The 23,469-nt window shown below is 45.5% G+C and carries 18 protein-coding genes; 16 read left to right on the forward strand and 2 right to left on the reverse strand.

Annotated elements, in window-relative coordinates; genetic code table 11:
* The first annotated feature begins 15 nt into the window (after positions 1–15).
* From LMS44_RS09930 to LMS44_RS10005, 16 genes are all read left to right on the forward strand, one after another.
* Positions 16–2,271 carry a polysaccharide biosynthesis tyrosine autokinase gene (locus LMS44_RS09930; RefSeq protein WP_022523695.1) on the forward strand — a complete coding sequence of 752 codons (2,256 nt, stop codon included), beginning with the start codon at positions 16–18 and terminating at the stop codon, positions 2,269–2,271.
* A 6-nt stretch (positions 2,272–2,277) separates the two neighbouring features.
* A complete protein-coding gene (locus LMS44_RS09935; RefSeq protein ID WP_138800301.1) occupies positions 2,278–4,092 on the forward strand; it encodes an ABC transporter ATP-binding protein in 1,815 nt (604 codons plus the stop codon).
* A 24-nt stretch (positions 4,093–4,116) separates the two neighbouring features.
* The gene (locus LMS44_RS09940; protein ID WP_022523694.1) at positions 4,117–5,262 is read left to right on the forward strand and encodes a hypothetical protein; all 1,146 of its coding nucleotides are present in this window, start codon (positions 4,117–4,119) and stop codon (positions 5,260–5,262) included.
* 53 nt (positions 5,263–5,315) lie between these two features.
* Positions 5,316–7,316, forward strand: a complete 2,001-nt coding sequence (locus tag LMS44_RS09945) for a polysaccharide biosynthesis protein (RefSeq protein WP_138800302.1) — start codon at positions 5,316–5,318, stop codon at positions 7,314–7,316.
* Between the two features lie 216 nt (positions 7,317–7,532).
* The gene (locus LMS44_RS09950) at positions 7,533–8,717 is read left to right on the forward strand and encodes a hypothetical protein (protein WP_138800303.1); all 1,185 of its coding nucleotides are present in this window, start codon (positions 7,533–7,535) and stop codon (positions 8,715–8,717) included.
* 68 nt (positions 8,718–8,785) lie between these two features.
* Positions 8,786–9,853 carry an NAD-dependent epimerase gene (locus LMS44_RS09955; RefSeq protein ID WP_138800304.1) on the forward strand — a complete coding sequence of 356 codons (1,068 nt, stop codon included), beginning with the start codon at positions 8,786–8,788 and terminating at the stop codon, positions 9,851–9,853.
* Positions 9,854–9,903: 50 nt separating this feature from the next.
* The gene (locus tag LMS44_RS09960) at positions 9,904–11,262 is read left to right on the forward strand and encodes a UDP-glucose dehydrogenase family protein (protein ID WP_138800305.1); all 1,359 of its coding nucleotides are present in this window, start codon (positions 9,904–9,906) and stop codon (positions 11,260–11,262) included.
* 158 nt (positions 11,263–11,420) lie between these two features.
* Positions 11,421–12,629, forward strand: coding sequence for a glycosyltransferase family 4 protein (locus LMS44_RS09965; protein ID WP_138800306.1), 1,209 nt, complete (start codon positions 11,421–11,423; stop codon positions 12,627–12,629).
* Positions 12,630–12,846: 217 nt separating this feature from the next.
* Positions 12,847–13,749, forward strand: a complete 903-nt coding sequence (locus LMS44_RS09970) for a phosphoribosyltransferase (protein WP_159176736.1) — start codon at positions 12,847–12,849, stop codon at positions 13,747–13,749.
* A 147-nt stretch (positions 13,750–13,896) separates the two neighbouring features.
* A complete protein-coding gene (locus LMS44_RS09975) occupies positions 13,897–14,715 on the forward strand; it encodes a glycosyltransferase family 2 protein (RefSeq protein ID WP_138800308.1) in 819 nt (272 codons plus the stop codon).
* Positions 14,716–14,977: 262 nt separating this feature from the next.
* On the forward strand, positions 14,978–15,937 hold the full coding sequence (locus tag LMS44_RS09980; RefSeq protein WP_236561336.1) for a glycosyltransferase family 2 protein: 960 nt from the start codon (positions 14,978–14,980) through the stop codon (positions 15,935–15,937).
* Between the two features lie 44 nt (positions 15,938–15,981).
* Positions 15,982–16,908: a glycosyltransferase family A protein gene (locus LMS44_RS09985; protein ID WP_138800310.1), complete on the forward strand. Its 927-nt coding sequence runs from the start codon at positions 15,982–15,984 to the stop codon at positions 16,906–16,908.
* Between the two features lie 203 nt (positions 16,909–17,111).
* Entirely contained in the window at positions 17,112–17,888 is a 777-nt protein-coding gene (locus LMS44_RS09990; RefSeq protein WP_159176738.1) for a DEAD/DEAH box helicase family protein, read from the forward strand.
* A 168-nt stretch (positions 17,889–18,056) separates the two neighbouring features.
* Positions 18,057–20,105 carry an acyltransferase family protein gene (locus LMS44_RS09995; protein WP_414120422.1) on the forward strand — a complete coding sequence of 683 codons (2,049 nt, stop codon included), beginning with the start codon at positions 18,057–18,059 and terminating at the stop codon, positions 20,103–20,105.
* Positions 20,106–21,053: a glycosyltransferase family 2 protein gene (locus LMS44_RS10000; RefSeq protein ID WP_009286559.1), complete on the forward strand. Its 948-nt coding sequence runs from the start codon at positions 20,106–20,108 to the stop codon at positions 21,051–21,053.
* Between the two features lie 236 nt (positions 21,054–21,289).
* Positions 21,290–22,072, forward strand: coding sequence for a DUF3750 domain-containing protein (locus tag LMS44_RS10005; RefSeq protein WP_498947240.1), 783 nt, complete (start codon positions 21,290–21,292; stop codon positions 22,070–22,072).
* 181 nt (positions 22,073–22,253) lie between these two features.
* Here LMS44_RS10005 and mntR read toward each other — a convergent pair whose 3' ends face one another.
* Both mntR and LMS44_RS10015 read right to left on the reverse strand, forming a co-directional pair.
* The gene (mntR, locus tag LMS44_RS10010) at positions 22,254–22,733 is read right to left on the reverse strand and encodes a manganese-binding transcriptional regulator MntR (RefSeq protein ID WP_138800315.1); all 480 of its coding nucleotides are present in this window, start codon (positions 22,731–22,733) and stop codon (positions 22,254–22,256) included.
* Positions 22,734–23,023: 290 nt separating this feature from the next.
* Positions 23,024–23,446 carry an NAD-binding protein gene (locus LMS44_RS10015; protein WP_498947293.1) on the reverse strand — a complete coding sequence of 141 codons (423 nt, stop codon included), beginning with the start codon at positions 23,444–23,446 and terminating at the stop codon, positions 23,024–23,026.
* Between the last annotated feature and the right edge of the window lie 23 nt (positions 23,447–23,469).

Here is a 23,469-nt window from a genome sequence, read left to right on the forward strand (position 1 = left end):
TGATGAGGCATCTCCATGACTAATTTCCCTTCACCAGCGCCGTCGCCAGCACCTCGAGAGAGCGATGAGCTTAATCTGCGTAAGTTGGTAGACACGCTGTCCGATCATCGCTGGTTTATTGTGTCGGTGACGGGATTTTTTCTGCTGGCGGGCTACTTTAATGCCAGCTCTCAGCCGAGAATTTATCAGGCCGATGCCTTAGTTCAGATAGAGACCCGAGGATCGAACTTGGCGTTTATGGAGTCATTGGGAGAGCCGCAACAAGGCAACCCTACCTCTGCTGAGCTCGAAATTCTGCAGTCACGTATGGTGTTGGGTGAAACCGCTGACCGTCTTGACCTTGCCATTCAGGTTGAGCCGCGTAGGTTGCCGGTGGTGGGGGACTTTCTGGTTCATCATGGAGTTAATCAGCAGTGGTTCGAGAGCCTCACGCCTGAATTCATTCGCCAGTGGTTAGCAGACTCTGTGGATGATGCTTGGAGTAACCCCTATGTGTGGGCTGGGGAATCACTGCGAGTCGCTCGTTTCGATGTTCCCGAGGAGAACGTGGGGGGGGAGCATGTGTTGCGGCTTCTCGACGGCGGTGAATTCGAGCTGCTGCTGGAAGAAGAAACGCTGCTTACTGGTAGCGTTGGGGAAACGGTACAGAATGATGAATTGGGGTATCGTCTTTTTGTCAGCCAGGCAGAGGCCCACCCCGGCGCAGAATTCACATTAGTAAGAACGTCTGCTCTTAGTGCAATAAGTGAGCTGAAGAATCGCTTTGAAATCATTCCGCGTGGGTTAGAGTCGGGCGTCTATGAACTGACGTTGAACGGGGCGGATCAAAACCAGATTCAGCCAACACTAGATACGCTGACCAGCGTTTTTTTGACTCAAAACGTGCAGCGTCATTCAGAAGAAGCAGAAAAACAGATCGCCTTTCTCAACGAGCAAATTCCTCAGGTTAGCAACCAATTGTCAGATGCCGAAGGCATGCTCAACGATTACCGAGCTCAGCGTGACTCTGTCGACCTGACGTTCGAGACACAGAACCTGCTTACTCGGGTAGTCGATGTGGAAAACCAGCTTGGTGAGTTGGCTATGCGGGAAGCGGATCTGGCTGAGAGGTACCGTCCTTCACACCCTAACTACCAAACGTTACTGAGACAACGCGGCCAGCTAGAAGCCGAGCGTGACCGACTTAACGCTCTGGTGAGTGAATTACCCGAAACCCAACAGGAAGTGCTGCGTCTTACTCGGGATACTCAGGTCAATCAGCAAGTGTATGTCCAGCTACTCAACCAGCTTCAAGAGATGCGTTTGGTGAAGGCTGGCACAGTAGGCAATGTGCGTATCTTGGATGCGGCCATGCTGTCCCCCGGTACCATTGCTCCACGTATCCCTTTAATAACCGCTGTTAGCGGCCTGTTTGGCGCCTTGTTGGCAATGTTATTAGTGATCGTTCGTATGTTGCTTAGTCGGTCTATCAAAACCCCCGAGCAGCTTGAAGAATTGGGTCTGCCTGTCTATGCCACCTTACCGAATTCCGGTGAACAGGCAGGGCTTACCGAGCGTATTCGTCCGCGTCGTGCCAAGAAAGCCCAAGAAGTTTTTCGTGGCTTGCTGGCCGTCAAGAAACCCGCTGAAATTGCCGTTGAGGCATTGCGTGGGCTTCGTACCAGCCTCTACTTCGCCATGCTCGAATCCGATAACAATCGGTTGATGATTACTGGTGCTAGTCCGGGGGTAGGTAAGAGCTTCATAGCCGCGAACTTAGCGGCGGTATGTGCCCAGGCTGGCCAAAAAGTGTTGTTAATCGATGCTGATATGCGCCGCGGCCATTTGCACCATGCCTTTCACGGTAAGGGAATAAAGGGACTTTCAGAGTTGTTGGCACGGCGTATCAGTGTGGAGGAGGCCATTCGCCATAGTGAGCTTGATGGACTTGATTATGTGGCAAGAGGAAGCGTACCGCCTAATCCATCAGAGCTTTTGATGCAGCAGAGTTTTCACGACTTTCTAGACACGATAAGCCAGCACTATGACCTGGTAATCGTGGATACGCCCCCGATTCTGGCGGTAACCGATGCCTCGGTAGTCGGCAAGTTGGTTGGTACCAGTCTAATGGTGGTGCGGTTCGACACGAACCCTCCTGGCGAAATCAAAGCCGCTAAGCGTCGTCTTGAGAGTGCTGGTGTGAGGCTCAAAGGTGGAATTCTAAATGGTGTTAAGAAGCCGACCAGCAGCCGTCACGGATACTATGGCAGCTACCTCTATGCTTACCGGTGAGCCAATATGCTTAATCAATTGCGCGAATTTTATTCTTTACTAACGCAACAACAGCGCCGCCGATTGTTAGGGCTTCAGGCACTGATCATTGTGATGGCGCTAGCTCAAATTGCCAGTGTCATCGCCATTGGGCCTTTTATGGCGGTGGTCGGCGATATGAGCAAACTCCAGGGCAATGGTTGGTTAGCCTGGGCTTATACTTATAGCGGAATGCAAAGCCACAAGTCCTTCTTGAGTCTATTGGGCGGTATGGTACTTGGAGTGTTGTTAATGGCAGCGCTAATTTCCATGTATACCACCTGGCGGCTGTCGCTCTACAGTGAGCAAGTGGGAGCGGAACTCTCTAGCCGCCTCTATCGTTATTATCTGTACCAACCTTGGTTATTTCATTCGAACCAGAATACCAGTGTCCTGATCAGCAAGGTCTCCGTTGAAGTCCAGCGCGTTACGACAAAGGTGATCAATCCAGCGATGGAGCTCAACGCCAAGGCGGTCATGGTGACCTTGATGAGCTTGGCTATCTTTATCTATAACCCTGTTGTAGCAATATCCGGCTTAGTGATATTCCTCGCCACTTATCTACTGCTTTATCAGACGGTGCGGCGCTTTCTCAGCATTAATGGAAGGCGTATATCTGAGGCTCAATCGAAACGCTTCAAGCTGATGACTGAAGGGTTTGGAGGCATCAAAGATCTTCTTTTATTGCATCGTCAGGCGAGTTTTACCACGCGGTTTGAAAAGGCCAGCAACCGCATAGCGCGAGGCCAAGGTGTAACACAAGGACTGAGTGAGGCACCCCGTTATGCTATCGAGCTGGTGGCCTTTGGTTCGGTAATCCTGCTGGTTCTTTACCTGCTTAACCTCTACCAAGGCAATCTGGGCGCCATTTTGCCGGCGCTTTCAATTTATGCCCTAGCCGGTTTCAAGATGCTGCCTGGCTTTCAGAAAATCTATACCTCCATTACTAAAATACGCGGCAACCTGGCGGCTTATGATGCAATCCGTGAAGATTTGATCGCCAGCAGTGAGGAAACCATAAAACTGAAAACAGGCAGTGAATCTAAGCCTGCTGCTCAGTCAATGCCGTGGGTTCCTCAGCGAGAAATCAAAATTCATGAGGTCGCCTTCGACTACCCAGGAGCGCGAGCACGGGCGCTGAATGGCCTGACTCTGACAATTCCGGTCAACAAGATGGTCGGCTTAGTCGGTGCTTCTGGCAGTGGTAAAAGTACTGCTGTGGATCTATTGCTGGGTCTGATCGAGCCTCAGCAAGGGCAAATACTCATTGATGGTGTGGCTTTAACGCAGGAGAACTTGCGGAATTGGCATGCCAGTGTGGGGTTTGTGCCGCAACAGATATTTCTGTCCGATGCCACGATTCTCGAAAACGTCGCCTTTGCCATTGAACGCGAAAATATTGATGTTGAGAGAGTCAAAGAAGCCCTACACATGGCGCAACTCGATGAACTGATCATGCGATTTCCCGAAGGGCTCGAAACTAGAATCGGGGAGCGCGGAGTGCAGATATCAGGGGGACAGCGTCAGCGTTTGGGTATCGCCCGTGCTCTTTATCAGCAAGCCAGTGTATTAGTTTTTGATGAAGCCACCAGTGCTCTGGATGGGATCACCGAACGTCGTGTGATGGAAGATATCCAGCGCTTCGCAGGCCAAATGACGGTGGTGCTTATTGCCCACCGCCTGGCCACGGTCAAAGAGTGCGACATAATTTATATGCTTGAGGACGGGCAAGTAAGTGATGCAGGTACTTATGATGACCTGGCCAGTCGCAATCATACCTTCCAGATGATGGCTAACCTCTAGCCACAGTAGAAAAAAGGTATCGCCATGAATCTGATCGGTGCGCTATTGCTGTTTGTGGGGCTTTCGCTAAGCAGCCTTTATTTGTTTCCCAGCGGTGGGCCACAGCTGGCTGATTTTGTGCTGATCGGTTTTGCCGGCGTGATGCTTTTGATGTCATTAGGAGACAAACACCTGAAAGTTTCACCCTTCGCTATGTGCTGGGGATTAATGGTGTTGTGGGTAGTAATGGTATGCCTTAGCTGGACGTTAGTGATGGAAACCACTGAATTTTTTAGACCAGCCCAGTTTTTCCTGTTCAATTTTTTAATCGGTATGGGGCTGCTGCGTTTCCTAAGCGTTTACGGTGAACGTGCCATAGGGCTTATTCGAAATAGCATCTCTATTGCGCTAGTGATCGCCGGTGGCCATGTGTTAGTGCAATTAGCCTTGGGGATCAACCGCACCACTGGCAGCTTTAATAATCCCAATCAGCTGGCCTACTTTTCGCTATGTGGCGTAGTGGTGTTGTTAATGCTCGATGATTTTCACCCTAAAATGAGGCCTTTGGCATTGGCCGGGCTAGCTAGCGGCGTGTTGGGGATCTTATCGGCGTCGTCGTTGGCCGCTATGGGAGGTGGGGCTATGGTGGGGATCGGCTGGGCCATAGCAAATGCTAAGCAGGTCAAGTACTTTGCGCGCCTGTTGCTGCTGGTGCCACTATTATTGGGAGGTGTTGTGCTCGCCAATATTAGTACTGAGGGGCAGGTGTTGCGCAACCTGGAAGCGCGTATGGATCGAGCACCAAGCAAAATTGATAGTGTGTATGAAGAACGCAAGTTTGACCGACTGACTAACTTTCCCGCCTACGCAATATTGGGGGCAGGAGAAGCCGAACGGCAGCGTTTTGCACCATATGATGGGGCCGAAATCCACTCCTCCTTTATTAACATGTTGTTTGCTTATGGCTTGCCAGGCCTAGTGCTTTTCCTATCGATAATAGCCACCGTATTGCGCCGAGCTCCCCTTTACATCTGGGCTGGAGTAGCAGGGCCATTGATTTATTCCACTACTCATAACGGGCTGCGCGCGACGTTATTCTGGGTACTACTAGTGATCTGTTGGCATCTCTATCGAGAAGGCTCGATAGCGGCTTCCCGTCAAAATCTCGTTTTTGATCGCCCACTTCAATAATGCGGCTGCCAGCGCTGTAACTTGGCAACCCGCAAGGACGGATAGAGATAACTATGGCTAGTTTAATAAAGTCGTTATCAATGGCGCCGCGCTCCATAAAGCGCCGGGTACTTGTTGTATTTGATGGTTTGATTGTGGTGGGTAGCCTGCAACTTGCCACAATGATTCACCTGGAAAGCCTACAACCACTCAGCAGCATTTCCTTGTGGATGACCATCAGCGTGTTAGTTCCGATAAGCCTTTTGCTTTTCCGCTGGTTAGGGCTTTATCGCGCCGTCATTCGCTACATGAGCCATGCCACTGTATCCACTATCGCTGTTGTTGTGCTGGCATCGACTTTGTTAGTAGCGCCGGCCAGTTACATGGTTAACTCGCCCATTGGACTATCTATTATCATCATTTATGCGCTGCTCTTATTGTTGGGTATCGGTAGCCTGCGTTTTCTATTGCGAGAGTTGTATCGCCACAGTCAGCTTCGACAGCGCAAGCCAGTGGTGATTTATGGGGCAGGGGCCGCGGGTTGCGAGCTGGTGGCTGCTCTGCGCAATGGAGAGGAATACCAGCCGGTGGCCTTCGTTGATGACTGGCGGGGATTGGAAGGCGCCATGGTAGAAGGGCTGCGGGTACATCAGCCGGTAGCATTAGCTGCTCTGGTTCAAGAACACCGCGCCACAATGGTCTTGTTAGCTATCCCCAGCGCCCCACGTTGGCGTCGCCGCGAGATACTGCACTGGCTTTCGGGCCTTTCCGTGCCTCTTAAGACAATTCCTGGTAGCGCCGATGTAATTGCCGGTAGAGCCAAAATCAGTGAACTTCGCGATGTGGCGCTGGAGGACTTATTGGGTAGGGAGTCTGTGCCTGCCTTCCCCGAACTGATGGAGGCCAATATCCGCGATAAATCGGTCATGGTGACGGGGGCAGGAGGCTCGATAGGCAGTGAACTGTGTCGTCAGATTCTTGATCAGAATCCTGTCCGCCTGCTTTTGATCGATAACTGCGAATTTGCGCTATACGCCATTGAGCAAGAGTTGAAGCAACATATCGAAAGCACCGCGTCACGGTGCGAGCTAAAACCATTGCTTATCTCAGTGCAGCATTCGGGCAGTCTTAAGGCAGTGTTCGAATGTTTCGAGGTGCATACTGTCTACCACGCTGCTGCTTACAAGCATGTGCCGATGGTGGAATTTAATCTCGTGCAAGGAGTGAGTAATAACGTCTTTGGCACATTGAATCTGGCCAAGGCGGCAATGTCGGCCAATGTTGAAACCTTTGTGGTGGTATCCACCGATAAAGCGGTTCGCCCCTCCAATGCCATGGGTGCATCCAAGCGTTTGACTGAGCTTATCTGTCAGGCCTTCGCACATTCTCAGTCCAACACTCGATTCTGCATGGTGCGCTTTGGCAATGTTCTGGGTTCAAGTGGCTCCGTTGTCCCAGTGTTTCGTCAGCAGATTGAGCAGGGCGGCCCCGTGAAGGTGACTCACCCGGATATCACCCGCTATTTCATGACAATTCCCGAAGCTGCTCAGCTGGTTATCCAGGCTGGCGCCATGGGGGAAGGTGGGGAGGTTTTCGTGCTCGATATGGGCGAGCCGGTACGCATTCATGATCTGGCCATGAATATGATTCGCCTTTCGGGATTGGAGGTAAGAGACGCTGCGCATCCTGAAGGGGATATCGAAATCATCTATTCCGGCTTGCGGCCTGGTGAAAAGCTTTACGAGGAATTGTTGATAGGTCATGACGTCAGCAAGACGCGCCATGATCGTATCATGACTTCAAAAGAGCGCTTCTGGGAATGGCCGAGGCTCGAAGCCTTTTTAAAGCAGCTGGAGCAGGCATTTATCGCTACTGATCACCTGAGTATCCGCCAGTTGTTGCAGTCGGCTCCACTGGACTACAACCCTTTGGACGAAATAGCCGACTTGGTATGGAAAGCGCGTCAGACCATGACCTCAGATACGCAACGCCAACATGTTGATGCAACGAACACAGCCTTAAGGTCGGTCGCCAGACTAGGCCCTGTATTACGCTCCGTACCCAAAGAAGGTTGAGAATCTTATTGAATCGCTGGCTATCACAAGACGACGGAATCTTACCAACTTTGCTGCAACCCGTTTACTTCCGGCGCCTACGCCATAGCGACTGAGCCGTTTCCCCCTCGCTCTGATCACCACTTTTCATGCTTGAGTGATGCGAAAAGCATTATTGAGCATGTCATCAATGCTTATTTAAAAATAAGTGCTCTCTTTAGCACAAGGAGGCAAGTCATGATGAATAAACAATCTAATGACGAGCAACAAGAGTGGCTATCCGGGATTACTGTTTTTCTGATTAGAGAGTGTGAGTTGGCGTATCTGGACACCCTTCTTAAGTTGCTTGATCACTATGGATTTAATGTGTTGTGTAGCGTGCCAATCGAAAGTGGGCAGCAACAGGCGCTCGCTCAGTGGGTGCTTGATGATGGACAAGAGCAAGGAAATTTTGCCAGCAGTGGGTCGCCGCCAGTTTTTCTGCTTGTGGTACAGGATGTCCATCCAGTACCGGTGAAGCGGATGTCGAGTGACTCTCCCAATTTAAGACTACCTACCATCAGGGCAACCTTCAGTGCCACGCTCTCTCCAGAGGAGAGCAAAGCAGAACAACAGAGTCCGATACATTGCTCCCGCGATGCGGATCAGGCGTTTAAGTATCTCAAAACCTTGGTGCCCGAGCAGATCGGTAAGATACGTGAAACAGCCCTAAGCAACGATGCAGCATTTCGCACACCTTACCCGGTATTAGCTGACCTAAGTAAAGAGGTTTGCCGAGCCAAAGTAGAGCTGGTGGATTTTCATGGCACTGAGGCGATTTGCAAGACATTTCGGCCTGGGCGTGAGCGCTACCTAGAGCGTGAAGTAAAGGCGCGTGAACTCGGTGCCTCTCTGCCAGAAGTATCCCGTCTGCTAGAAGTCGGTACTCATTATCTAGTGTTTGAGCGCTATGCCAATTGCATGGAACGCATTTTATCGCCTCGTGCGCCTTTTTCAAATCATGGTTTGCTGCCTATCTGGGCCATCGAGCGCGTGAGAGCCGTTATTTTGCACTATCGCAGTCTTGGCTATGAATGCATCGATCTTAATCCGCATGACCTTATCTATGACCCTTGCCAAGGGCTAAAGATTATCGATTTCGAGTTTCTACAGCCCGGTTCTGACGAAATAAAGACGCTGAAAGGCAACTATGCCTGGTACGCCGTACCTTCGATTTTTACCGGCGATTTACCTCCTTCAGCCCGGCAGAGCTCCTATCGACAATGTTGGTTTCCCTATACCGGCCTGCCGCGAACCTTATGTCTGAGTGAGCTTCCGCGTCCATTACTTGCCATGGTGCGTTCAGTGGCTCTGGTGCCCTTGACGTTGGATGGCTTGAGGCGAGTGAGCTGGCGCCATATTCAGCGCTTTGTACGCAGCTGAGATTAGCGCTGTTATTTGCCCTACTCCTGCCAATGCCCTCTATTCCTCCCACGTCATGGAGTTATTAAATGAAGATTCTTGTTACCGGACATGCCGGATTCATCGGCTTTCACACTGCCAAGCGGCTACTGGAGCGCGGTGATAGTGTCGTCGGCTTTGATAGCGTCAATGACTATTATGACCCTGCCATTAAGGAGGCGCGCCTAAAAATTCTTGAGCAGACGGCGAAAGAGACAAGAAACGACTACCTTTCTATTCGCGCTAATCTAGCTGATCAACAGGCGGTGGCCGAGTGTTTTAATGAACACCACTTTGACCGAGTTATTCATCTAGCTGCCCAAGCAGGGGTTCGTTATTCGCTGGAAAACCCACTTAGTTATGTGGAAAGTAACTTGATTGGGTTTACTAATGTTTTGGAGGCGTGTCGTTACTCCAGCATTGCGCACCTGACGTACGCCAGTACCAGTAGTGTTTATGGCGCTAATACTTTAATGCCGTTTTCCGAGCATGAAGGAGCCAACCATCCACTGCAATTTTATGCTGCCACCAAAAAAGCCAATGAAATGATGGCCCACAGTTATAGTCATTTGTTTGGATTACCGACCACCGGGCTAAGGTTTTTCACCGTCTATGGCCCCTGGGGGCGCCCAGATATGGCGCTTTTTAAATTCACCAAAAATATTTTGGCCAATGAGCCCATCCAGGTTTTCAATTATGGCTGCCATACCCGCGACTTCACCTATGTGGATGATATTGTTGAGGGCGTTATTCGCGCCAGTGATGATATAGCCACTCCTGCTTTTGAGTGGAATAGCGATAACCCTGACCCTGCTACCAGCAATGCGCCATTTCGTATCTTCAACATTGGCAATAATGATCCTGTGACGGTCAACATCTATATCGAAGCCATTGAAAAAGCATTAGGTAGAAAGGCCATCAAGGATCTACTGCCTTTGCAGCCTGGCGATGTTCCAGACACTTATGCGGATTCAGGTGAATTAGAAAAAAAGGTTGGTTATAGGCCCGCCACATCAGTTTTTCATGGCGTTGCCAAGTTTGTCGAATGGTATCGAAGTTACTATTCGCCAAATAAGGCGAGCAGCACCATAAGTGAAATTCATAGCTTGCCTAAATAAAACTTCTCTCTAATTTTTCTCATCACTTTACTCTCCAGTTAGGAAATCCAATGAACGTTACAGTTTTCGGCACGGGTTACGTAGGCCTGGTTCAAGGAACTATTCTGGCTGAAGTTGGCCATCATGTTGTTTGCATCGATCTAGATGATCATAAGGTCGAACAACTTAGGCAGGGCAGCATCCCTATTTATGAACCTGGTCTAGAATCTTTAGTAAAAGAGAACTACGCCGCTGGGCGCCTTGAGTTTTCTACCGATGCGGCCGCGGGAGTCAACCATGGCCAAGTACAGTTTATTGCTGTGGGAACTCCACCGGACGAAGACGGTAGTGCTGATCTCAAGTACGTTCTCACTGTGGCTGCCACCATTGCCGAACATATGGAGCAGAACCAAATTATCATTAACAAATCCACCGTACCTGTAGGTAGTGCTGACAAAGTGCGTGACGAGGTGGAAAAAGTGCTGGAAAGGCGCGGACGCCATGATATCGCGTTTGACGTGGTGTCTAATCCTGAGTTTTTAAAAGAAGGTAGTGCGGTCGTAGACTGCCAAAAGCCTGATCGTATTATTATCGGCACAGAGTGCGATGCCACGATTGAAGTCATGCGCGAGCTATACGCCCCCTTCAATCGTAATCACGACAAGATCATAGTGATGGATGTAAAAAGTGCCGAACTGACCAAGTATGCAGCTAATTGCATGTTGGCTACCAAAATCAGTTTTATGAACGAAATGGCAAACCTAGCTGAGCGTCTGGGTGCCGATATTGAGGCGGTGCGTAAAGGAATAGGCTCGGATCCACGCATTGGTTACGACTTCATTTATCCCGGTGTGGGCTATGGCGGTTCGTGCTTTCCTAAAGATCTGCAGGCTCTTATCCACGTCTCGAATACCATTGATTTTGACGCCAAATTACTCAAAGCAGTGGAGTCGCGTAATAAAGAGCAAAAAAACACGCTATTCAATAAGATAAGCCAGCACTTCCATGCTGAATTAAAGGGTAAGACCTTCGCCATTTGGGGGCTTTCATTCAAGCCCAACACTGATGATATGCGCGATGCCCCCAGCAGGGTACTAATGGAGGCACTTTGGGCAGCTGGTGCCAAGGTGCAGGCTTATGATCCGGAAGCCATGGAAGAAGCTCAGCGTCTTTACGGGAGTCATGATCACTTAATCCTTTGTGGAACCAAAGAAGCAGCTTTAAAGAATACTGACGCCTTGATTATCGTCACGGAGTGGCAGAACTTCCGTGCACCTGATTTTGATCTTATTAAAGAGAAATTAACTGAACCCACTATCTTTGATGGGCGTAATATTTATGAGCCGCGCCGAATGAGGGCGAAAGGATTTACTTATTATTCAGTAGGTAGGCCCAGCCCATTAGAATCTTCATATCTAGCTTCTAATTAAATATTCCATGTATCACATGGTTTTGTTTATATTCACTACTTTAAGGATGCATTTATGTTATGCATGGTTCTTTATTATAAGTAGGCGTTTATATTTTAGAATTTATATGTTTTTAGCTGGTAATTTTTTTACTATCTGGTGTTCGTTGAGGAGGCAGCATGAACTCTAAGCTTAATAAACCAAAACGTCGCTTTTTGCTAGTGTCGGGCTCTAGCTATTCCTTAGTCAATTTTCGAGGGCCGCTCGTACAAAGCCTGATTAGTGCAGGATTAGAAGTACATGCGGCATCACCAGGGTTACATGATGATCCAAGGACATGCCGCCAGTTAGAGGCTTGGGGAGTATTTGTTCACGATATCCCCATGCAACGAACAGGCCTTAACCCGTGGTATGATTTTTTGACGCTAAAAGCACTTTACTTGTTGATGCGTAATATACGACCCGATGTCGTTCTGGCATATACCATCAAGCCGGTGGTGTATGGGATGTTGGCGGCTTGGCTGGCGAAGGTTCCTCAACGTTATGCATTGATCACTGGCCTGGGATATGCCTTTGCCGGAGAGGCACGCGGTAAGCGCGCTCTGGTTTTCCATCTGGTGCGTAGGCTGTATTCGGCAGCTTTGAATAAGGTGGATAAGGTGTTTTTCCAGAACCCCGATGATGAAAGCTTATTTCGTGATTTGGGAATACTACGCGATCGCGTACCTTCCCAAGTACTCAATGGGTCAGGGGTCGATATGGCGCATTTTGCTGCAGCCCCTTTACCTGATGGGCCGCCACGTTTTTTATTGGTTGCTCGCTTGTTGGCAGACAAAGGTGTCCGCCAGTACGCTGAGGCAGCTAGGCGAATCAAGCAGCAGCGCCCTGAGGTAGTATTTCAACTGGCTGGTGATATCGACAGCAACCCCGATACGATTTCGCAACAAGAGCTGGATACTTGGGTGGGGGAGGGATCGCTTGAACACTTGGGTTGGCTGAATGATGTGCGCCCGGCACTTGCCGAGAGTAGCGTTTTTGTACTGCCTAGTTATTACCGAGAAGGCACGCCGCGCTCAATTCTGGAAGCCATGTCTATGGGGCGAGCGGTCATCACTACCGATGCACCTGGATGTCGAGAAACCGTCACTAATGGCGATAACGGCTACTTGATACCTGTAAAAAATGTCGATGCGCTTGTTAAAGCCATGCAACACTTTATTGACAGACCAGCTTTAGTTAAAACCATGGGACAGCGCTCCCACGAGATTGCTAAAGATAAATACGATGTGCATAAAGTCAATGCCGTTATGCTTGAAGCAATGGGTATAGGAAAACCAGAGCTTCGTAATAGGGTGCAAAAACCATTTGATACTATTACTGCTAAATAAAATTGTAGCGTAGTACTGCGTGTTATCTACATTATACCCTGCAAAAGTACTAACAGCCTCGATACTAATTTCCTGATTTTATCTAATTTAATAGCTGCGGCATCTCTGATGCAATAGGTATTTCGATTGGTGGTCACCATATATCTATCTGTATCAGCTAAATGGGTGGTAGATAGCTGTTGCTGAAAATATTGAGCGAGTTGTCGGAGAAAACTTAATGCAGATTCAGTTCAAGTCATATGGTGATCTCGGCAGGGATATTACAAAGAATTTTGAAAAATTTTCTGGTGACTGGGACTTAGTCGTAGGGGTACCAAGAAGTGGTATGGTTCCCGCCTACATGATTGCACTTGCACTAAATATAAATTGTACGGATATTTCATCCTGGGTTAATAATTATCCATTGAAAAAAGGGCTTACGCGATGCGTGAGAAAAGATTTGAACTCTCCCTGGGAGGCACAAAAAGTTCTTATTGTAGACGACAGTATAATGACCGGAAATTCAATAAGAAACGAAATTAACGCGCTTCCCGATTGGTTAGCAGCACGTGCATCGACACTGGCTATTTACTCAGGCAAGCCAATCAGAAGTGATGTAGATATTATTCTTGAATTTCTTCCCCATCCAAGAGCTTTTGAATGGAATATATTTCATCATAATGTAATGAGTAGGTCTTGTATTTGTCTTGAGGGGATGATGTCAGAAAACGAACTTTGTGATGATACAGGTACTATACGCTTTCGTTACCTTCCTTCAAGAGATATCGATACAATCGTTACGTCTCAGAGTGAGTCAAACCGACATAAGGTAGAAGCTTTACTGATGGATAACGGGGTTTCGTATCGTAATCTCGTTATGAAGAAAAATAATAATAATGTCATGACTATTGATTCGCAGGTGAAATTCAAGGTTGAGACTTTTGTTGCATCCACGGCGGACTTGTTTGTCGAGTTTAATTCTTATCAAGCAAAACTAATTTGTCGAGAAGCAGGTAAGCCTGTTTTCTGTTTTAGTGATAGCCGTATATATAACCCTGAAGATAAGCTTGGGGCTCGTTTTGCCAAGAATAAAATAAAATTATTGATATGGAAAGTAGTCAATATGAAATTTCGCCGATAGAAAAGAGATATAAATTATTTTCTGGCTAAATAAATTGTTAGTTCTTTAGTTAATATGCTAGTGAGTTTTTACTGTCTATTTATGCTAATTATTATTAATAGAAAAAATTCTCATCATCAGCTTGTCTGATGCCATGGAGGTGGCCTAATGAATCAGATTGATATTTCTGTCATTATGACTGTGAAAAATGGATCCAAATACCTGGAATCAAGTCTTTCTTCCGTTTTTTCTCAAACCTATCTACCTAAAGAAGTTGTTGTGGTCAACGATGGGTCAGACGATGATACCTGGGAAGTGCTCAAGAAGTTACGTCACATGGCCCCTGTCCAGGTTCAGTTAGTGGATACGCAAGGTGTTGGTCGTGCGCGGGCGCTTAACCTTGCTGTCAACCATACTCGTTATCCGTGGCTGGCCAATATCGACGCAGACGACCAATGGCTACCCGAAAAATTGGCGCAGCAGGTCGCTACTATAAGCCTATTTCCAAATGTGGAGCTTGTCGTAACAGCTAGCCAGATCGTTTATGGAGAAGGGGAAGGGGAGTTAGTTATTAGTAGAGGATTCTCAGTCACACCAATGGGGTGTGATAGTTTTTATGTTAACAATCCAATAAATCATAGCTCTATATTGTTCTCTCGACGATTTTTTGATGAGGTTGGAGGGTACGATGAAGCATTGTTTAGACAGGTCGATATAGACCTGTGGGTACGCGCTCTGAGAAAAGGTTTTATATTTTACCAAGTGGATTTACCGCTAACAGTTAAACGACTTCATGAAGGACAGAGCTTTGAAGTCGGAAATCGATTGAGTTATACATTTAATTCATTGAAAATTAGTCTAAAAAAATTACGACAGCTTAAAGCTCCTTTCTACTATTTTCCAATTGCTTTTGTTAAATTTTTTTATAATAACATTCCAAGAAGCATCCGGCGCCGCTTGAAAAGGGTGAGCCTTTGGAAATTATAATGATGCTCATCTTTGATATGCTTTAGGGATCGCACCTGGAATAGCATAATCCTAAATAATTAGCGACATAAAGTGTGTATGTTCTCCATTTGCATTTTACGAATGCACGGAATTCCAGGCTTCTCTTTATACCAAACAAAAATGTTTATTATATTAAAATGGTAACTAAGGTCAGGTGCTGCCGTATTAATCGCATGTATATGTTAGCTAATAATTAAACGCTGTATTGAGTTTTCAAGGGCATGATTATGCAGGGGACACTATGAGCAAGGTGATCGCGGTGATACTCACCTACAATCGGCAGGATTTGCTACAGCTATGTTTAGCTGCCATTTATTCACAAACATGCATTTGTGACCAGGTGATTGTGGTCGATAATGCTAGCGATGATAATACACAAGAAATGCTAAGTAAATTGGACTATTCGAATCTAAAAGTGTATTTGCTGTCGCAGAATGTAGGTGCAGCAGGTGGATTCAATGCTGGGTTTCGTCTCGCATATAAGGAAGGAGCCGATTATATCTGGATGATGGACGATGATGTCATTCCGGAGCCGTTTGCCTTGCAAAGATTGATTGAAGCAGATAATACCTTGGATAAAAATGGTATTGACAGAGCCTACCTGATCTCTACTGCTTTTACAGAAAATGGTTATGTAACTAATTCACCTTCTATCAACAAAAAAATTAATCATATTGGATATAAAGATTGGCCAAAATTTGCTCAATATGGTGTTGTCTCCGTTGATCGAGCAACTTTTGTATCTATTCTTGTTCCCCGCGGTACCATTGACAGGTATGGTTTGCCTATTTCCGATATGTTCATATGGGGCGAGGATACTGAATATACATTAAGAATAACGGAAGATGTTCCCGGGTTTGTTGTGGGTGCCAGCAAAGTGATACATTTACGGCAGGAGAAAGGAGTGCTAAATATTATTTCTGAAAATAGTGAGGTGCGTCTTAAGTATTATAAACACTTAATAAGAAATAGAATATTTGTCACAAAAAAATATCGTCCAGCTCATGTCGTAGTAAAAATTATGTGTTTAGATTTATATATGATATTAAAATTATTACGAAGAAGACAGTTAAAAAAAGCTGGTATTGTAACAGCTGGGTTGGTTGAAGGTTTTTTGTTTTCACCTGAAATTGAATACATTGATTCACCGGTTAAAAGTCAATGTCTTCCATTGAGAATTTATAAATGTGAAAGTTTATAGTTTTTTGGATAAAGTTGGCTAATAGCTTAAGACGAGGTGAGTTTATGTATAAGTTTTCTGTCATAGTGCCTGTTCATAACAAGGCTTCAACTTTGTTGGACTCTCTCTCGTGTCTTTATAATCAGACCTTTAAGAATTTTGAAATCATTGTCGTTGATGATGCCTCTACAGATGGGTCTCTCCAGATTTTATTACAAGAGGAACGCAAGGGTAAGCTGCGACTGTTCCAGCGAGATAAGCCTGGCCCAGGCGGCTACGCAGCACGCAATTATGGAGCACAGCAGGCAACAGCTGAATGGTTGGTTTTTTTTGATGCAGACGACCTGCTTGTGTATGACCACCTTTCAAGGTTTGCTAATGCTATTTCCGTAAACCCATCTGTTAATCTTTTTGTAAATGCATTTCGGAAGATGGAAGGAAATATAGTAATTCCGAGAAGTGAACCTTTAAAAAATGGAGTCATGAGTCGACAGGAAGCTTTAGCAGCGTTCTCACGTTCTGATTTCATTCACATGAACGGCGCTTGCATACATAAAAATACATTCATGGCCCTTGGTGGTTTTCCTGTTGATCGATACCGACGTGCTGGGGATGTTTATTTTTGGTTAAAAGTTATATGCAGTCTTAAAATGGTTCACTATGATCCCATCGTTACGAGCATGTGGTTGCTTCATAATAGTGGCGTGGTAAGCGACAAAAATAATATGATTCAAATTCATCCTTGCTTAGACTTAAAGAGTGAATGTGAAGTTGGCCTAACGTGGCTTGAAAAACATTATCTAAATGCCGCCATTAATCGTAAAATATTGTCATGGGCGGTTGAAAAAAAGATAGTTGGAAGGTCGGTTAAGAAAGATATATGCTCATTAATACTATTGAGTATGCGGCCCCGCCAGTGGATGACCTTGGCGACTCTAATAATACCTCAGCCATATTACTGTAGATTACGGGATCGTGTGCTAAGTGGTTAAAAACCGTATCTTCTTTTTTATCGCAGAGATTTTTTTCGAAATTAAAGTGATAAAGTAAAGTTGACTATCTAAATAACGGCGCAATTCTCAGATGATTCGCGGGAACTGTTGTGTCGCTAACACTAACTACCCTGTCTGACGTCAGCATATCTCAGCGAATAATAATAAATCTATGCAACATCTTCCTTATTAGGTGATTAGCCATGACACAATTAGAATTCATCGCAAAAAACTGGTTAGGTCGACTGCGTACTTTTGAGTATGAGGCACATTTTTTTGTGAAAGGTGTCTTTGATTATCAGATAGAGAACGCAAATAAATCACTTTTTATAGAAGTTGTAGGGTGTCCAGGGGGGGGAAAGAGTACTCTGATAGATTATATGGAAGAAAAGAGGTTAATTAAAGATTTTATTCGTGCAAGATTGTGGATTGCCAGACTACAACGTAATACGAACATCGATAGTGCTTATAAAAGAATTTTAGATTACAAGTTAATAAGTTTAGAGAATGAAAAATCAAGGTTTAAGTATTCCCAGTGCGCTATTACTCCAAGAGCAATAGATAAATATGTTGAAGATAAAAAAATCCCGACTGTCTTGCTAATAGACGAAGGCCTTTTTCACCACTTCAAATATGAAATTAGTGATAATTGGGGAAAAGATAAGACTTTATTTAGTAAGCTGATGGAAAAAAGGGTTATTGTGCATATGACCGCTCGGCCAGAAATTATAGCGGAGCGCATTCTTAAGCGTTATAGGAAGACTGGTAACCTGTTGCCATATTATAAAAATAAACATGAATATGAAATTGCTGAATATTGTAGAAAAGCTCAAAAAAAAAGAAATAAAATGATCGGGGAATTTGAGAAAAGAGGAGTACCAGTATTAACGGTTAATGCTGAAGATGGTGAGCAAGCGAATACGAAACACATAGATGGTTTTATCAAAATACTAATGAATGATTACTTAGGAGCTAATTGATTTAACTCGAGGTTGGTTTTTCTAGAAAATACCCGTTGATGAGTAAGAAAATTATCTATTTTTGCCGAAACTCCTTTACGCAGACTTTAAACTCTCCTCTGGAGGCCCTCAAGGGTATCTGTGGGTAGATGTATTGAATGTTTTTGCTATTTATTAAGGAGGATAGAAGTGAACAAAACGTTTGATGTTTATACTCTCGATAACAAGTATCGTAAGGATATTCAAGGAGTTCGTGCCATCGGCGCGATGCTGGTGCTTGTTTTCCATATCTGGTTTCAGAAGGTATCTGGAGGTGTCGATGTATTTTTCGTTGTATCTGGTTTTCTAATGACCGGAATGTTGCTTCGTCAGTATGCAAGGGATGGTAATATAAAGCCCTTTCATTTTTGGGGAGGAATTATTAAACGGGTGGCTCCATCCGCTTATGTTGTACTCTTAACGACTTTCATTCTCAGTTATTTTTTCGTACCACCTGTTTACTGGGTGGCTACAATACATGAATTTATTTTTAGCGCAGGGCATTTAGAAAACTTATTGCTAATAAGAAGAGAGGTTGATTACTTACAAATTGGAGACCCAGCAAGCCCTTTTCAACAGTATTGGGCACTATCAATTCAAGTGCAATTCTATGCCTTTCTCCCTTTGCTTATTGGGCCACTATTGTATATTTCAAACAAAATGAAATCATTGATACCTTTAATGTTGGGAGTTTCTATAGTTTTTTTTATTTCTTTTTTTTACTCGTTGGTCTCTACGCATTTTACTCCTAACACAGCCTATTTTAATCCTTTGGGAAGAGTCTGGGAGTTTCTAGCCGGCGCCTTGGTTGCTATATTTATCCCTTATGTTAAGTTGAATAAAAAAACGGCATCAATCATCTCTTTTCTAGGTATTTTTATTCTCTTTAGCATCGGTATAGCATTTCCTAGCGACTGGAATTTCCCTGGATATGTCGCGCTATTTCCTGTTGTTTCAGCTGCTTTTATCATCATTTCAGGAAACGAATCTGAAAAACGTACACTGGTGAATAGGTTATTGTCAAATCGATATCTTGTCATGTTGGGTGCCATGTCTTTTACCATTTACCTTTGGCACTGGCCGATATTGGTTTTTTTTCAGCACTATTATGAAACAACAAACTTAGGCGTTGTAAAAGGTATGACCATTGTTGTATTAGGAGTTTTGCTGGCTATTATTACGACCTGGTTGATTGAAAAGCCTTTTAGGAAAATACCCAAGTCTAGGGTTTGGATCTCCTATATTGCAGGTTTTTCATTTTTCATTCCTTCGGTTACGCTTGGGTTGGGTGCTAAATACTATATTGAAAATCTGCATGATGTAAAAGTTGATTTTAAAAGATCTGCATTCGAGGGCGATGAGATTTCTATACAAGACGATGCTTCCAATTTGAACTATTGGTATGTTACCGCCATTTCTAATGACTTAGGCGAGACCATGGACAGAGATAATGGTTGTGCTACGGTCATTACAGAGTCCAAAATTTCATCTTGTGATTTTGGAGATACCTCTTCAGGAAATGTAGTCGCACTCGTAGGCGGGTCGCATATAGGTCAGTGGGAACCTTTTTTCTCGAGTCTAGGGAATGAATATGGATTTAAAGTGGTAAGTATCATAAAGAATTCTTGTTCCCTTGGCTATGAAATTGTGGAAGGTAATGATACTTGTAAGTTATGGAATGAAAATATCGTTGATTATTTAAGTGACCTGTCCCCTGATCTTGTTATAACAAACTCGACGAGGTCGAATCGTCCCCGTGAGAATAGATTAGTAGTAGGGAATCCTGTTGAGTTTGTTCCTTCTGGACATGTGGAAAAATGGAAGGAAATATCTGCTTTAGGTATTCCTGTAATGGGTATAAGAGATAACCCTTGGTTTGAAAGTGATCCAAGCTATTGCGTTTGGAAGAACCGTCATGAGGCAAGCCTATGTGCTCGACCCATTGAAGAGGTGTTGCTATCTGTTAATCCTGCAGATGCGTATGTAGGTGAAATACCTCTGTTTATCTCAATAGACTTTACCGAATTAATTTGTGTTGAGGGATTATGTCCGGCATATTTTGATGAAAGATTGATGTGGTCTGATACCCACCACCTGACTCGAAATTATCTGGAATATATCACCCCAAGCCTGAAAGCTTCGCTTGAGCATCAGACGTCAATTTTTCAGGTTTTTAATAATTACGGGGAGAGCAACTAAATGTCCATTTATGAATTTGAAAAAGCGGTGAAATGTAAAAGTGCGATAGAGGATGCAGGTGGGGTTACGAAGGTTCGCAGCCCAAGAGCTTCAGTAATTGTGCCTACTTATCATGATTGGGCTCGATTGAAGCTGTGTGTTAATGCTTTGAAAAACCAAACATTTCCCCAGGATGATTTTGAAGTTATTATTGTAAATAATGCACCAGAAGATACACCACCTGTTGATTTCTCTTTGCCTCACAATTTCTGTATCATTAAAGAGGGAAAGCCGGGATCATATGCTGCAAGAAATGCAGCTTTAAAATTGGCGAAAGGTGAAATTATTGCTTTTACTGATTCTGATTGTATTCCGGATCCTTACTGGTTGGAAGCTGCTGTTAACCATTTTGATAAAGGTGTAGAGCGAATAGCAGGAAAAATAGAGCTTTTTTTTAAGTCTGATAAGCTCACCCTAGTCGAAATTTATGAGAAAGCTTTTGCCTTTGATCAGGAAAAATATGCTCAGACTGGAGGAGCAGCAACTGCCAATATGATTACATTGGCGAAACACTTTGAGACGGTTGGGCTTTTTAACGATACATTAATGTCAGGAGGCGATAATGAGTGGGGCTGGCGAGCAAAAGATAAAGGTATATCTATTGAGTATGCTCCAGACGTTATTGTAAATCATCCTGCTCGTGCCGATATGAAAGCTATGCTAAAAAAACGCAAAAGGGTGATCGGTGGGGAAGTATGCAATAAAAATAATGCTTCTAAAAATACCTTTTTTTTAATTCTTCTTAAAGGCTATTTTCCTCCACGAAGACAGTTAAATATTTTTGGTAGAAAAGGACTCTCATTTTCTAGAAAGTTTTTGGCATATTTGTTGTGTTATTACTTTAAGATTTACTCAACTACTTATAAGTTAGCCTTGCTAATAGGTATTGCAAAGCCCGAGAGGTCTTGATCAATAAAATGAAATGTTGTTGACTCTGTATAAGGTTCATAAAATATAAACCCTCCATAAATATTGGAGGGTTTTTTTGGTATAAATTTTTCTTTAATTTTTCAAGTGGTGCCTGAAAAGTAGCTTACTGTACTGTTGATCATACTCTATAGAGCACATGGCGTCGTTGGAATCTATACTTGCACCCATTGAGCTATGCGGTAATAAACAGATAATCTCCAATTACGGATAATGCGATGAAAATGCTACTGCGTTGGCTTCATAGTCTAGTGGCGCTGTTAGCGTTGCTGTTAGCGTTGCTGTTAGCGTTGCTGTTAGCGGGGCCTGTTTGGCTATTGGCGAGTAATCAGGTGGCGACCGATGGGCATTGGTCGTCGCTGGATCGGTCATCTGCTGGCATAGCGCCTGATCCAGCGGTGAATGCTGAAGCCGTCGTTCAGGTATATTCAGCCCGGGCTTATAACTGGCGCGGAGCGTTTGGCGAGCATATCTGGATTGCGACCAAGACTGAAAACGCCGATAGTTACCGACTGCATCAGGTGTTGAGCTGGCGGCGTCCCACGGTGGTGTCTTCAATCGACACGCCTGATCGAGCCTGGTTTGGCAGTCCTCCTACACTGTTGGCTGACTATCGCGGCGAGGCGGCTGCACAGATAATACCGCAGATAGAGGCCGCCGCCGCTGACTACCCACAAGCTGAGCTTTATCGAGTGTGGCCTGGCCCGAACAGCAATAGCTTTATTGCCTGGGTTATACGCGAAGTGCCAGGCTTTGAGGTGACGCTCCCGGTAACTGCTATTGGTAAGGATTATATTTTCAATGGCGTTTTTGCTGCTGCGCCCAGTGGCAGCGGTTACCAGCTGTCTTTGGGTGGGGTGGTTGGCATTATGTTGGCGCTTGAGGAGGGCATTGAACTTAACCTCCTGGGCTTGAGCTTTGGTATCGATGTCATGCGACCCGCTTTGAAATTGCCGGGCATCGGGCGGTTGGGGATGCCCGTCAAGGTAACAGAAGGTTGATCAATAAGAGTAAAAAACTGTGTTTGCAGATACTTTTTATTAAACTAGTAACTACTGGGCGCTGATGACACCAAGCTGCGTTGCTGACATTATCCAAACCACTTATTTGGAAATGATTTGGAACGGCGCCATTACCCAGGCGAATCAATTGCGTTTTTCCCATTGAGGACGAGCAGCGGGTTTAGTTGTTTTGCTGCTGTTCGGTAAAGCGCTGCATGATAGCGAGGGTTTCGTCGCTCACATGGTGCTCCATGCCTTCAGCGTCAATACGCGCAGTCGCATCTCTCACCCCAAGGGCGCGTAAAAAGTGCAGCACGATATCGTGGCGGGCGCGTGACGTTTCCGCCATTTTTTGACCCGCTTCGGTTAGAAACAGCGAGCGATAAGGCTTGCTAGTAACCAACTCCAGCTCATTTAAACGCCGAATCATTTTTGAAACCGTCGCCTGGCTGACCGCCATACGGCTGGCAATGTCCGCCGCGCGCGCTTCGCCGCGGTGTGCCAGCAGGTCGCCAATTAGCTCAACATAGTCTTCAATCAGTTCGGTTTCGTGGGCATTTCGCACCGTTGCATACTGCTGGGCATGCTGCTCCACAGGGGGCAGGGCATCTCCAGGAATGCTTGGGGCAGTCAATGAGGCGTTCGGATTAGAATCAGTCATTGGTAAATTATATCGGAAGCAGTGGGAACAATCATTGGATAGTCGGGGGGATAGTAACGTATTTTTGTGTAATATTGTTAGCCAAGGCTAAACTGTTCGCACAAAGCTTTCTTGCAGAGCTAAAGTCCACGTATCGGTCATGAGCAAAAAGTGAGAGGCAACGAGTAAGGACAATCTAGGTATGGCCCTGTTGGTCTTTATGGCGCTGCTGTTCTCGCCCAAGCAAGGGGTGCCTGATGCGTTTTTTTGGCGGCATCGTCACATTAAGTTAACACCACTTACTCAAGCGTCTACAACGGCGGCGACTGCAGGCATTCCCAGGTTTTCTCGGCAATACCGATGCCAGCACCGGTCATCAGCAAATACGTTTGATCTACTCCAGCGGCATGCAGCGGTTCGGCTTCATCCTGGAAGTGGATGCCCGCAATAATGTGGCCAGTGAAGCCCGCTTCGCGTAGTTCGCGGGTGGCAATAAGCTTGCTCTCAAGTTCCGGAGTGGCTAGCGTAACAGCTGTTATTTGCGCAATATCAAGATGGTGCCAAAAACCCACATCCTCGATATCACCATAAAAAACATGCCGTTGAGTATTTATTTTATTGGGATCTGAATCAATGCCCACTGCCGCCAAGCCCTTATCGGTAAAAAAGTCGTAGGCGGCGTTACCGGTTCGCCCCATGCCTAGCACTAAGATGGTGGCGTTGCCTAAATCCACAGGCTGTTCGTCAGGATGTCGGG

Source organism: Halomonas profundus (genome assembly GCF_020865425.1).
Taxonomy (GTDB): domain Bacteria; phylum Pseudomonadota; class Gammaproteobacteria; order Pseudomonadales; family Halomonadaceae; genus Vreelandella; species Vreelandella titanicae.